The organism is Serratia sp. CY71090 (genome assembly GCF_052166845.1).
GTDB classification, from domain to species: domain Bacteria; phylum Pseudomonadota; class Gammaproteobacteria; order Enterobacterales; family Enterobacteriaceae; genus Serratia; species Serratia nematodiphila.
This window is the reverse complement of record NZ_JBJNOA010000003.1, coordinates 554459-566432: the sequence shown is the minus strand read 5'-3', so window position 1 is coordinate 566432 and position 11974 is coordinate 554459. Positions and strand designations below refer to the sequence as shown.

Genomic DNA, 11974 nt, shown 5'->3' with positions numbered 1-11974 from the left:
CATACATTCGCGAATGTATGTAAATCACACTCCCCCTAAATAACAATGCCATGGCACGAAAAACCAAACAGCAGGCGCAAGAAACCCGACAGCAAATCCTCGATGCTGCGGTGAGAGAGTTCTCTGAACGTGGCGTTGCTGCAACGTCACTGACAGATATTGCCACCGCTGCTGGGGTTACGCGTGGAGCCATTTACTGGCACTTCAAGAATAAGGTAGACCTGTTTAATGAAGTTTGGGAATCTACCGAGCCGAAAATTGACCAGCTCGAAACAGAGTATCAGGCAAAGTTTCCCGATAATCCACTGCGGGTTATCCGGGAAATTCTGATTTACATTCTGACGTCTACGGTTGAAGACGGCCGCAGGCGGGCGTTGATGGAAATTATATTCCACAAATGCGAGTTTGTCGGTGAAATGATGCCGCTGCTGGATTCGCGCAAGGTGCTGTACCTCGCCGGTTACGAACGCATCGAAGCGGTGCTGTACAACTGCATTCACCACGGGCAATTGCCGGCCGATCTGCACACTCGTCGCGCGGCGATCATCCTGCGCGGTTATATCACCGGCCTGCTGGAAAACTGGCTGTTTATGCCGGAAAGTTTCGATCTGCGGGCTGAAGCCGAAGCGCTGGTGGATGCGTTTTTGGAGATGCTGCAGTTTTGCTCCACCTTGCGCCTCAGATCCGATATGCCGACGGCAGCACCGTCCAACGCCGGCTCCCTGCCTTTATAAGGAGAGATTTCATGTCATCAGTCGTTCTCATCGCCAACGGCGCCGCCTATGGCCACGAATCCTTGTTCAATGCGCTGCGGTTGGCCATCGCCATGAAAGAGCAGCAGAGCAGTCTCGATCTGCGGCTGTTTCTGATGTCCGATGCGGTGGTGGCCGGGCTGGCCGGGCAGCAGCCGCACGAGGGGTACCACCTGCAGCAGATGCTGGAAATCCTCACCGCGCAGCAGGTGCCGGTCAAGCTGTGCAAGACCTGCGCCGACGCGCGCGGCGTCAGCCGCTTGCCGCTGGCGGACGGCGTGGCGATCGGCACCTTGGTCGAGCTGGCGCAGTGGACGCTGGCTGCGGAGAAAGTGCTGACTTTCTGATTTCGCGACAATGGGACATCACCGGCAACGCTTTTGTTGTTCGTTGCCTGCCGGCTGTCGTGATAATCTTCAGGCTTCTTAACCGATCCGAAGCTAAATCATGCATCGCTGGTTGACTCTGCCTTCTCTGGCGCCGCTCTCGTTTGTCGGCGCATGTCGGCGGCGCATCGCCGCCGCGACACGCCTTTTTTTCCTTATTTGCGCGTTCATCTTTCCGGCGCAGGCGGCGCTGAACGGCGATCTGCCGCAGCGCAGCGACGTGCAAAGCCAGCTGGAAACGCTGAACAAGCAAAAAGCCCTGACGCCGGTCGAAAAGCTGTCCCAACAGGATTTGACCCGCACGCTGGAGCTGCTGGATGCCCTCGAGCGCAACCGGCAAGACGCCGCGCAGCTTAAACAGCAGGTGCAGCAGGCGCCGACGAAGCTCAGTCAGGTCACTGCCGAACTGGATGCGCTGAAGCAGCCGGTGGACAATGCGGCGGCGCGCGCTGCGCTGTTGCCGCTGTCGCTGCGCCAACTGGAAAGCCGGCTATATCAAACGCTCGACGAGCTGCAAAGCGCGCAGGAGAGCCTCTCCACCTACAACAGCCAATTGGTGTCGCTGCAAACCCAGCCCGAACGGGTACAAAGCACCATGTACGCCGCCTCGCAGCGCCTGCAGGAGATCCGCAGTCAGCTCAGCGGCCAGACGCCGGGGCAAGATTCGCTGCGCAACAGCCAGCAGGTGATGCTGACCACCGAGCAGGCGTTGCTCAACGCACAGCTTGAGCTGCAGCGCAAAAGTCTGGAAGCCAATACCACGCTGCAGGATCTGCTGCAAAAGCAGCGCGACTACACCTCGGCGCATATCGACGCGCTGGATCGGTCAGTGCAGCTGCTGCAGGAGATCGTCAACAGCAAACGTTTGACGCTGTCTGAAAAGACCGCCAAAGAGGCGCAAAACCCGGAAGACGCCACCGATATCCAGCACGATCAGCTGGTCAGCAAGCAGCTGGATGTCAACCGCCAGCTGAGCCAGCGGCTGATCGCCGCCACCGAAGAGAGCAACACCCTGTTCCAGCAGAACATTCGGGTCAAGAACTGGCTCGATCGCGGGCTGCAGGCGGAGCGTAACCTGAAAGAGCAGATCCAGGTGCTGAAGGGCAGCCTGGTGTTGTCGCGCATCCTGTATCAGCAGCAGCAGAGCCTGCCGCAGGGCACGCTGCTGGCGGATATGGATACGCGCATCGCCGATCTGCGGCTGGAGCAGTTCGATATCAATCAGCAACGCGACGATCTGTTCAAGGGCGAGGATTACATCAACCAGCTGGTGGCCGAAAGCAAGGAAAAGGCCGGCCCGGAGGTGATCGACGCGTTAAACGAGATCGTCGATATGCGCCGCGAGCTGCTGGATCAGCTGAACAAACAGCTCAGCAACCAGCTGTCGCTGTCGATCAACCTGCAGATCAATCAGCAGCAGCTGACCAGCGTCTACGGTTCGTTGCAGGATACGCTGACCCAGCAGATCTTCTGGGTCAACAGCAACAAGCCGGTCGATCTGGCGTGGCTTAAGGCGATGCCGGAGGCGGTGCGCGATCAGCTCGCCGGGCTCGATATCAAATTCGACGGCGGCAAGCTATTGCAGGGCGGGTTGAATGCGCTGGTGTTCCTGATCCCGATGCTATTGGCGATCGGGGTATTGCGCTGGCGCTACCGGCTGATCGACAACCATTTACAAAAGCTGGCCAACGATGTGGGGCAACTGAAGCGCGACGGCCAACTGCATACGCCGAAGGCCATCGCGCTGACCTCGCTGAAGGTATTGCCCGGCGCCGCGCTGCTGCTTGGCGTCGGTTTCTGGATGTATCGCGCCGATTTCGGCATCAGCGACTTTATCTGGGCATTGTCGCAGCAGCTGGCGCTGTCGTGGCTGGTCTTCGGCTTCAGCTATCGGATGCTGAAACCGGGCGGCATTGCCGAGCGGCATTTCAACTTCGGCGCCAATCTGTGCGCGCATTACCGCCGGCAGACGCTGCGGCTGGGATTGGCGCTGCAGCCGCTGATCTTCTGGTCGGTATTGGGCGAAAAAGCGCCGCTGCGCCTGGTGGAAGACGTTATCGGCCAGATCGTGGTGATGCTGACGCTGGCGCTGCTCGCGGTGCTGGTGTTCCCGCTGTGTCGCGACAGCTGGCGCGAAAAGGGCTCGCACGCCGTGCGGCTGATGGTAGTTACAGCCATCGCCGCCACGCCGCTGATCCTGCTGGGGCTGATGTTCGCCGGTTACTTCTATACCACGCTGCGACTGGCCAGCCGCTGGATAGACAGCCTGTATCTGTTTTTCCTGTGGAATATCGTGTACCTGACCGCGCTGCGTGGTCTGAGTGTGGCGGCGCGGCGTCTGGCCTACCGGCGCGCGTTGGCGCGGCGGCAAAACGTGGTGAAAGAGGGGGCCGAAGGCGGTGAACCGGTGGTGGAAGAGCCGCCGCTGGCGCTCGATCAGATCAACCAGCAGTCGCTGCGCCTGACCACCCTGGTGCTGTTCGCCATCTTCGCCAGCGCCTTCTATGCCATTTGGTCGGATCTGGTGACGGTCATCGCTTATCTGGACAGCATCACGCTGTGGCATTACACCAGCACCGTGGCGGGCAGCAGCGTGGCGCAGGCGGTGACGCTGGGCAACATGATGGTGGCGATCGCCGCAGTGATCGTCGCCTACGTGCTCACCCGCAACTTGCCTGGTCTGCTGGAGGTGGTGGTGCTGTCGCGGCTGCAGCTGCGGCAGGGGGCGTCCTATGCCATCACCACCGTGCTCACTTACCTGATCACCGCCGTGGGCGCCGTGGTTGCGCTGGGATCGCTCGGCGTTTCCTGGGACAAACTGCAATGGCTGGCCGCCGGTCTGACGGTCGGGCTGGGCTTCGGGTTGCAGGAGATCTTCGCCAACTTCGTCTCCGGCCTGATCATTCTGTTCGAACGCCCGATCCGCATCGGCGATACCATCACCATCGGCACCTTCTCCGGTTCGGTCAGCAAGATCCGCATTCGCGCCACCACCATTACCGACTTCGATCGCAAAGAGGTGATCATTCCGAACAAGGCGTTCGTCACCGAGCGGCTGATCAACTGGTCGCTGTCCGACACCATCACTCGCGTGCTGATCAAGGTCGGCGTGGCCTACGGCTCCGATCTCGACAAGGTGAAAAAGGTGTTGCTGCAGGCGGCGCACGACAACCCGCGGGTGATGACCGATCCCGAACCGCAGGTGTTCTTCCTCAACTTCGGCGCCAGCACGCTGGATCACGAACTGCGGCTCTATGTGCGCGAACTGCGCGATCGCAGCTACACGGTGGATGAACTGAACCGCTCAATCGACCGCCTGTGCCGGGAAAACGACATCGACATCGCTTTCAACCAGCTGGAGGTGTATCTGCATAACCAGCAGGGCAACGAAGTGCAGGAAGTGAAAAGAACGCTGTCGCCGGACGACGGCGGCCAGACGGCGGGCTGATGAACGTTGAAAGACGAAAGGGACAGCGCGGCGCTGTCCCTGGTTACTGTCCGGCGGGCAGATAGGGCGAGGTGACGCCGGCGCGCTGCAGCTTTTCCTGATAATCCCGTTTGACGATATCCAGCGCCGCCAGTGCGGTGACCGGATCGATCTCGTTGCATTCCAGCAGGTAAATCAAGTCTACCGCCAGCTGCAGTTCGGGTGAGGCGTTTTCCAGAGACATAGCACCTGCGCTTATTAATTAATGGGATGAATAACTCGCATACCGGCAGAGTATAGTGAACCCGGCGCGCAACCGGGAATAATCATTAAAATATTGTGATAAATCTTCAAAAACCGTTTTCTTTGCGCTCGATATTGCGCTCGATGCGCGCCAACGCCTGACGACAGCGCATCAGCCGCCCCTCCAGCGCCGCCAGCTCGTGCTGCAGTTTTTGCTGCGCCGCCAGCGTGGTTTGGCGGCCGAGCAGGCTTTCCCGATCCTGAATCATGGCGATCAGCCGGCGTTCGTAGTCCTGATGCTCGGCCAGCTTGTGGTAAAGATCGGCCTCGGGGGCTTCTTTCGGCTGGTTCTTGCGCCGCAGCGCCTGGGTCGCCAGCTCGCGCTGCAGGGCGGCGATCTGAGCCACCAGTTTTTCGGCCAGAAAGGCCACCTGGCTGGTGCGGTTGTCGTTGGCGGCGCTTTGCAGCTGGGCGAAATTCTTCTCCACCTCGGTCAGGTAGTCGCGCAGCCGCGTGCCGCGATTGGCGAACAGGGCGGCGTCGAAGCGCGCCTGCGGGATCGGAACGTCGCCGCGCGGGGTCACTTCGGCCGCCAGCGCCGCGATCTGCTGTGCCAACACCTGTAATAGACGCTGAGTGCTCACATAAGCTCCCTCTTGATTTCAACAGGCGTAAGCTTGCCCGCGATGCTGTTGTGAAACAAGCGCCGCATGCATATTCCGCCGGCACGGCGCCGATGCTACAGTAGGCCGCAACCGATTGAGGAGCGAAGAGCCGCATGACGCGTGGGTTATTGATCATTTTGGGCTGGTTGGCGGTGGTGCTGGCGACGTTGGGCGTGGTGCTCCCGCTGCTGCCGACCACGCCGTTCCTGCTATTGGCCGCCTGGTGCTTCGCCCGCTCTTCGCCGCGCTTTCATCACTGGCTGCTGTACCGTTCCTGGTTTGGCCCTTATCTGCGCCATTGGCAGCAGCATCGCGCGCTGCCGCCGGGGGCGAAGTGGAAGGCTGTGCTGGTGATCGTGCTGACCTTCGCCTGTTCGCTGTGGCTGGTGAAAATCTGGTGGGTGCGCGGGCTGTTGCTGCTGATGCTGGCCATTTTGCTGACCTTTATGCTGCGTCTGCCGGTTATTGACCTGCCGCAACAAAAACAGCGCTGATTGTACCTTACACTCCTCAATAGCTTTCAAGCCGCAGCCAGGCGACAAACGCAGGCATCCCCGGAAGCTTACTTAGGTAAGTGACCGGGGGGAATGCGTGCAGTCAACAACGCTGCGGGTTGAAAGATGCAGGGGAGAGTTGCATTTGTCCGCCAGTTTGCATAGATTTGGGCGTTTTCGTGCGCGGATCGCCTGCCATTTCTTCTCCGGTGTGTTTCTCCCGGGGGCGGCGGGTGAGCGGCGCGCCGGTTTTCAGGCAGTTTTATCAGGCAACAATTATGACCGCTACTGCGCAGCAGCTTCAGTTTATTAAAGACAGTATCAAAACCATCCCGGATTATCCGAAGCCGGGCATCCTGTTCCGCGACGTGACCAGCCTGCTGGAAAACCCGTTGGCCTATGCCGCCAGCATCGAGCTGCTGGTTGAGCGCTATCGCGAAGCGGGCGTGACCAAGGTGGTGGGTACCGAAGCGCGTGGTTTCCTGTTCGGCGCGCCCGTCGCGCTGGCGCTGGGCGTCGGTTTCGTGCCGGTGCGCAAACCGGGCAAACTGCCGCGCGCCACGCTCAGCGAAAGCTATGAGCTGGAGTACGGCACCGACAAGCTGGAGATCCACACCGATGCCATCACCGCGGGTGACAAAGTGCTGGTGGTGGACGATCTGCTGGCGACCGGCGGCACCATCGAAGCGACCACCAAACTGATCCGCCGTCTGGGCGGTGAAGTGAACGACGCCGCGTTCATCATCAACCTGCCGGATCTGGGCGGGGAAGCGCGTCTGAACAAGCTGGGCATCGATTGCTACTGCCTGGTGGACTTCGCCGGCCATTGATGCGGCATTGCCCCTTGGGCACAACGGCCTCGCGGATCGCCGCGGGGCTGTGTTAGCATGACCCTCCAGATTCCTCGACTTCTCCGGTATTAATGAGCTATCAGGTTCTCGCCCGTAAGTGGCGCCCTCAAACGTTCGCAGACGTGGTCGGCCAGGAACATGTCCTGACCGCGCTGGCCAACGGCCTCTCACTGGGGCGGATCCATCACGCCTATCTGTTCTCGGGCACGCGCGGCGTGGGGAAAACCACCATCGCCCGCTTGCTGGCCAAAGGCCTGAACTGTGAAACCGGCATCACCGCCACGCCATGTGGCCAATGCGACAACTGCCGCGAGATCGAGCAGGGGCGCTTTGTCGATCTGATCGAGATCGACGCCGCTTCCCGAACCAAGGTGGAAGATACCCGCGATCTGCTGGACAACGTCCAGTACGCGCCGGCGCGCGGCCGCTTCAAGGTCTACCTGATCGACGAAGTGCACATGCTCTCGCGCCACAGCTTCAACGCGTTGCTGAAGACGCTGGAAGAGCCGCCGCCGCACGTCAAATTCCTGTTGGCCACCACCGATCCGCAAAAGCTGCCGGTGACCATTCTCTCGCGCTGTCTGCAGTTCCACCTCAAAGCGCTGGACGTCGATCAGATCCGTCAGCAGCTGGAAACGGTGCTGACGGCGGAGCAGATCACCAGCGACGCCCGTGCGCTGCAGCTGCTGGCGCGCGCCGCCGACGGCAGCATGCGCGACGCGCTGAGCCTGACCGATCAGGCGATCGCCATGGGGCAGGGGCAGGTGACCGCCGCCACCGTCAGCCAGATGCTCGGCACGCTCGATGACGAGCAGCCGCTGGCGATCCTCGAAGCGCTGGTCAGCGCCGACGGCGAAAAGGTGATGGCGCAGGTCGCGCAGGCCGCTTCGCGCGGCGTGGACTGGGAAAACTTGCTGGTGGAGACGCTGGCGCTGCTGCATCGCATTGCGATGGTGCAGCTGTTGCCTTCGATGCTCGACAACCACTACGCCGCCGTGGAGCAACGGCTGCGCGAGCTGGCGCGCACCCTGCCGCCGGCCGATGTGCAACTTTACTACCAGACGCTGTTGGTGGGCCGCAAAGAGCTGGCCTATGCGCCGGATCGCCGCATGGGGGTTGAGATGACCCTGCTGCGCGCGCTGGCGTTTCACCCGAAAGCGGTGATCCCGGAGCCGGTGGCGTTGGTGCAGACCGCGCCGGCGCCGATGGCGCAGCCGCAGCAGGCCGCATCGCCACAGCCGCCGCAGTTTCAGGACGCGCCGCCGCCGCTAGGGCAGCCGGCCGTGCCGCAGCGACAATCATCGGCCCCTTTACCGGATGCCACCGCCCAGCTGTTGAAAGCGCGGTCCCAGCTGCAACGACAGCAGGGAGCATCCACACCAAAAAAGAATGAGCCGGCGGCGCCAGGAATAGCGCGGCCGGCAAACTCGGCGCTGGGGCGTTTGGCTTCGGTGACCGAGCGCAGCCAGCAGCGCCTGGCGGAGAAGAAGGTGCCGGAAAAACCGGCGAAACCGGAAGCCTATCGCTGGCGCGCGCAAACCGAGCCGGAAGCGGCGCCGGAACCGCTGGCGACGCCGAAAGCGCTGCGCACGGCGTTGGAACATGAGAAAACGCCGGAGCTGGCCGCCAAGCTGGTGGTGGAGTCGCTGGAGCGCGACGCCTGGGCGGCGGAAATCGATAAGCTGAAGATCCCGAAACTGGTGCAGCAGCTGGCGTTGAACGCCTTCAAGCAGCAGCCGGAGCCGGGCAAAATTAACCTCCATCTGCGGTCTTCGCAGCGCCATCTGAATTCGCCTTCGGCGCAGAAGACGCTGGCCGACGCGCTCGGTGAGCTGTACGGCAGCCCGATCGCGCTGACCGTGGTGGAGGACGATAATCCGGCGGAGCGCACCCCGCTGGAATGGCGACAAGCCATCTATGAGGAAAAGCTGGCGCAGGCGCGCCAGTCCATCGAAGCGGATACCAACATTCAGACGCTGCGCCGATTCTTCGACGCGGATCTGGATGAAGAGAGTATTCGCCCCCTTTAAACGCCGCGCGATGTGCGCGGCCCTAGCGACGAGAGACGACTATGTTTGGTAAAGGCGGTCTGGGCAACCTGATGAAGCAAGCCCAGCAAATGCAAGAAAAAATGCAGCAGATGCAGGAAGAAGTCGCCAAATTGGAAGTGACCGGCGAATCCGGCGCGGGCCTGGTGAAAGTCACCATCAACGGCGCGCACAACTGCCGCCGCGTGGAAATCGATCCAAGCCTGATGGAAGACGACAAAGAGATGCTGGAAGATCTGATCGCCGCGGCGTTTAACGACGCCGCGCGCCGCATCGAAGAGACCCAGAAAGAGAAAATGGCTTCCGTCTCCAGCGGCATGCAGTTGCCGCCTGGCTTCAAGATGCCGTTCTGATGCAAACCAGCCCGCTCCTTGAATCCCTGATGGAGGCGCTGCGCTGTTTGCCGGGCGTCGGCCCGAAATCGGCGCAGCGCATGGCGTTTCAACTGCTGCAGCGCGATCGCAGCGGCGGCATGCGCCTGGCGCAGGCGTTGACGCGCGCGATGTCGGAGATTGGCCACTGCGCCGACTGCCGCACCTTCACCGAACAGGACGTCTGCACCATCTGCGCCAATCCGCGCCGCCAGCAAAACGGCCAGATTTGCGTGGTGGAAAGCCCGGCGGATATCCACGCCATCGAGCAGACCGGCCAGTTCGCCGGGCGCTACTTTGTGCTGATGGGGCATCTGTCGCCGCTGGACGGCATCGGGCCGGGCGATATCGGTCTGGATCGCCTGGAGCAACGGCTGGAAAAGGAAAGCATCACCGAAGTGATCCTCGCCACCAACCCGACGGTGGAAGGGGAGGCGACCGCCAACTACATCGCCGAGATGTGCGGCCAGTATGGCGTGCTCGCCAGCCGCATCGCCCACGGCGTGCCGGTGGGCGGCGAGCTGGAGATGGTCGATGGCACCACGCTGTCGCATTCGCTGGCCGGGCGCCACGCCATCAAGTTCTGATGTTTTCCCGGATGGGGCCGCCCGGCCCCATTGTTTTTTGCCAAAAAAATCCCGCCGTCCGCTTGAAAAACAACACCCTGACCCTCATCTGATCCTCATTGTTCGATTTTGGTAGCCATTGTCTTTTGAGGTAATCAATGAGTATGAAAGGTCAAGAAACCCGCGGGTTCCAGTCTGAAGTAAAACAGCTGCTTCATTTGATGATCCATTCGCTGTACTCCAACAAAGAAATTTTCCTGCGCGAGCTGATTTCCAACGCCTCTGACGCCGCCGACAAGCTGCGCTTCCGCGCCCTGTCCGCGCCAGAGCTCTACGCCGGCGACGGCGAGCTGCGCGTACGTTTGTCCTTCGATAAAGAGCAGCGCACCCTGACCATCGCCGACAACGGCATCGGCATGCGCCGCGAAGAAGTGATTGAAAACCTTGGCACCATCGCCAAGTCAGGCACTAAAGCATTCCTGGAATCCATCGGTTCCGATCAGGCGAAAGACAGCCAACTGATCGGCCAGTTCGGCGTCGGTTTCTACTCGGCGTTCATCGTGGCGGACAAAGTGACCGTGCGCACCCGCGCCGCCGGCGCCGCCGATGACGAAGGCGTGTTCTGGGAGTCCGCCGGCGAAGGCGACTACACCATCGCCGACATCACCAAAGAGACCCGCGGCACCGAAATCACCCTGCATCTGCGCGAAGGCGAAGATGAGTACCTCGACGCCTGGCGCCTGCGTTCGGTGATCGGCAAATATTCCGATCACATCGCCTTGCCGGTGGAGATCGAAAGCAAAAACGAAGAAGACGACACCGTCACCTGGGAGAAGATCAACAAGGCGCAGGCCCTGTGGACCCGCAGCAAGGCTGACGTGACCGACGAAGAGTACAAAGAGTTCTACAAACACATCGCCCACGACTTCACCGATCCGCTGAGCTGGAGCCACAACCGGGTTGAGGGCAAGCAGGAATACACCAGCCTGCTGTACATCCCGGCGCAGGCGCCGTGGGACATGTGGAACCGCGATCACAAGCACGGCCTGAAGCTGTACGTGCAGCGCGTGTTCATCATGGACGACGCCGAGCAGTTCATGCCGAACTATCTGCGCTTCGTGCGCGGCCTGATCGATTCCAACGATCTGCCGCTGAACGTATCGCGCGAGATCCTGCAAGACAGTCGTGTGACGCAAAACCTGCGCGGCGCGCTGACCAAGCGCGTGTTGCAGATGCTGGATAAGCTGGCCAAAGACGACGCCGAAGGCTACCAGAAATTCTGGCAGCAGTTCGGTCTGGTGCTGAAAGAGGGCCCGGCGGAAGACAACGGTAACCAGGAAGCGATCGCCAAACTGCTGCGCTTCGCCTCTACCCACGGTGACAGCTCGGCGCAGACCGTATCGCTGGAAGAGTACGTCGGCCGCATGGCGGAAGGGCAGGAGAAGATTTACTACATCACCGCCGACAGCTACGCCGCGGCCAAGAGCAGCCCGCACCTGGAGCTGTTCCGCAAGAAAGGCATCGAAGTGCTGCTGCTGTCCGATCGCATCGACGAGTGGATGATGAGCTACCTGACCGAGTTCGACGGCAAGCCGTTCCAATCGGTCAGCAAGGCGGATGAAGCGCTGGATAAACTGGCGGATGAAACCGAAGAGCAGAAGGCCGCCGAGAAGCAACTGGAACCGTTCATCGAACGCGTGAAAACCCTGCTGGGCGATCGCGTGAAGGATGTGCGCCTGACGCACCGCCTGACCGATACGCCGGCGATCGTGGTAACCGACGCCGACGAAATGAGCACCCAGATGGCCAAGCTGTTCGCCGCCGCCGGTCAGCAGGCGCCGGAAGTGAAGTACATTTTCGAGCTTAATCCGGAACATGCTCTGGTCAAACGCGCATCCGACGTGGGCGATAACGAACATTTCGCCGAATGGATCGACCTGTTATTGGATCAAGCGCTGCTGGCTGAACGCGGCACGCTGGAGGATCCGAACCTGTTCATCCGCCGCATGAACAAGTTGCTGTCCGCCTAAAGTTGAAGATATGCGCCCTTAACGGCACCGTTAGGGGCGCATTTTCGGTTTTTCCCCGCCTTTTCTCGCCTTTTGTTCGTCGGTTTTTTTGCACATTCCGCAATCGATTTCCTTCGCGCGCCTTGAGCCTGCCCCCCCTGA

The 11974-nt window shown here is 60.9% G+C and carries 11 protein-coding genes and 1 other annotated feature; of the genes, 9 read left to right on the top strand and 2 right to left on the bottom strand.

Annotated features, from left to right (window positions below; translation table 11 throughout):
* The first annotated feature begins 50 nt into the window (after window positions 1–50).
* From acrR to mscK, 3 genes are all read left to right on the top strand, one after another.
* Window positions 51–734, top strand: a complete 684-nt coding sequence (gene acrR, locus ACJ8OK_RS09080; protein WP_442530540.1) for a multidrug efflux transporter transcriptional repressor AcrR — start codon at window positions 51–53, stop codon at window positions 732–734.
* Window positions 735–745: 11 nt separating this feature from the next.
* Window positions 746–1099 (top strand): DsrE/DsrF/TusD sulfur relay family protein, encoded by a 354-nt coding sequence (locus tag ACJ8OK_RS09075; RefSeq protein ID WP_004940282.1) that lies wholly within the window; start codon window positions 746–748, stop codon window positions 1097–1099.
* Window positions 1100–1199: 100 nt separating this feature from the next.
* Complete coding sequence (gene mscK, locus ACJ8OK_RS09070) at window positions 1200–4586, top strand: mechanosensitive channel MscK (protein ID WP_442530539.1); 3387 nt, start codon at window positions 1200–1202, stop codon at window positions 4584–4586.
* A 43-nt stretch (window positions 4587–4629) separates the two neighbouring features.
* On the opposite strand, the gene rsmS is transcribed toward mscK, so the two are convergent.
* Both rsmS and priC read right to left on the bottom strand, forming a co-directional pair.
* Window positions 4630–4809, bottom strand: a complete 180-nt coding sequence (gene rsmS, locus ACJ8OK_RS09065) for a pleiotropic regulatory protein RsmS (RefSeq protein WP_004940278.1) — start codon at window positions 4807–4809, stop codon at window positions 4630–4632.
* A 106-nt stretch (window positions 4810–4915) separates the two neighbouring features.
* Window positions 4916–5452, bottom strand: coding sequence for a primosomal replication protein PriC (priC, locus tag ACJ8OK_RS09060; protein WP_442530538.1), 537 nt, complete (start codon window positions 5450–5452; stop codon window positions 4916–4918).
* A 134-nt stretch (window positions 5453–5586) separates the two neighbouring features.
* On the opposite strand from priC, the gene ACJ8OK_RS09055 reads away from it, so the two are divergent.
* The 6 genes from ACJ8OK_RS09055 to htpG all read left to right on the top strand — a co-directional run bounded on the left by ACJ8OK_RS09055 (window position 5587) and on the right by htpG (window position 11833).
* Window positions 5587–5967: a DUF454 family protein gene (locus tag ACJ8OK_RS09055; RefSeq protein ID WP_016928835.1), complete on the top strand. Its 381-nt coding sequence runs from the start codon at window positions 5587–5589 to the stop codon at window positions 5965–5967.
* Window positions 5968–6245: 278 nt separating this feature from the next.
* Window positions 6246–6797 carry an adenine phosphoribosyltransferase gene (apt, locus tag ACJ8OK_RS09050; protein ID WP_015376864.1) on the top strand — a complete coding sequence of 184 codons (552 nt, stop codon included), beginning with the start codon at window positions 6246–6248 and terminating at the stop codon, window positions 6795–6797.
* A gap of 92 nt (window positions 6798–6889) precedes the next feature.
* Window positions 6890–8848 carry a DNA polymerase III subunit gamma/tau gene (gene dnaX, locus ACJ8OK_RS09045; protein ID WP_442530537.1) on the top strand — a complete coding sequence of 653 codons (1959 nt, stop codon included), beginning with the start codon at window positions 6890–6892 and terminating at the stop codon, window positions 8846–8848.
* Window positions 8181–8245, top strand: a sequence feature (DnaX frameshifting element). It overlaps the preceding gene by 65 nt.
* 41 nt (window positions 8849–8889) lie before the next feature.
* Entirely contained in the window at window positions 8890–9219 is a 330-nt protein-coding gene (locus ACJ8OK_RS09040) for a YbaB/EbfC family nucleoid-associated protein (RefSeq protein WP_004940264.1), read from the top strand.
* Window positions 9219–9824, top strand: a complete 606-nt coding sequence (gene recR, locus ACJ8OK_RS09035) for a recombination mediator RecR (protein WP_004940263.1) — start codon at window positions 9219–9221, stop codon at window positions 9822–9824. Before ACJ8OK_RS09040 ends, recR begins: the two co-directional genes overlap by 1 nt.
* 143 nt (window positions 9825–9967) lie before the next feature.
* Window positions 9968–11833 carry a molecular chaperone HtpG gene (gene htpG, locus ACJ8OK_RS09030; protein ID WP_004940262.1) on the top strand — a complete coding sequence of 622 codons (1866 nt, stop codon included), beginning with the start codon at window positions 9968–9970 and terminating at the stop codon, window positions 11831–11833.
* The last annotated feature ends 141 nt before the right edge of the window (window positions 11834–11974 follow it).

What these genes read in the sequence shown, in the direction of transcription:
- apt (WP_015376864.1), top strand. Translation starts at nt 6,246, where the DNA reads ATGACCGCTACTGCGCAGCAGCTTCAGTTTATTAAAGACAGTATCAAA.
- recR (WP_004940263.1), top strand. Translation starts at nt 9,219, where the DNA reads ATGCAAACCAGCCCGCTCCTTGAATCCCTGATGGAGGCGCTGCGCTGT.
- acrR (WP_442530540.1), top strand. Translation starts at nt 51, where the DNA reads ATGGCACGAAAAACCAAACAGCAGGCGCAAGAAACCCGACAGCAAATC.
- ACJ8OK_RS09055 (WP_016928835.1), top strand. Translation starts at nt 5,587, where the DNA reads ATGACGCGTGGGTTATTGATCATTTTGGGCTGGTTGGCGGTGGTGCTG.
- ACJ8OK_RS09040 (WP_004940264.1), top strand. Translation starts at nt 8,890, where the DNA reads ATGTTTGGTAAAGGCGGTCTGGGCAACCTGATGAAGCAAGCCCAGCAA.
- mscK (WP_442530539.1), top strand. Translation starts at nt 1,200, where the DNA reads ATGCATCGCTGGTTGACTCTGCCTTCTCTGGCGCCGCTCTCGTTTGTC.
- rsmS (WP_004940278.1), bottom strand. Translation starts at nt 4,809, where the DNA reads ATGTCTCTGGAAAACGCCTCACCCGAACTGCAGCTGGCGGTAGACTTG.
- ACJ8OK_RS09075 (WP_004940282.1), top strand. Translation starts at nt 746, where the DNA reads ATGTCATCAGTCGTTCTCATCGCCAACGGCGCCGCCTATGGCCACGAA.
- htpG (WP_004940262.1), top strand. Translation starts at nt 9,968, where the DNA reads ATGAAAGGTCAAGAAACCCGCGGGTTCCAGTCTGAAGTAAAACAGCTG.
- dnaX (WP_442530537.1), top strand. Translation starts at nt 6,890, where the DNA reads ATGAGCTATCAGGTTCTCGCCCGTAAGTGGCGCCCTCAAACGTTCGCA.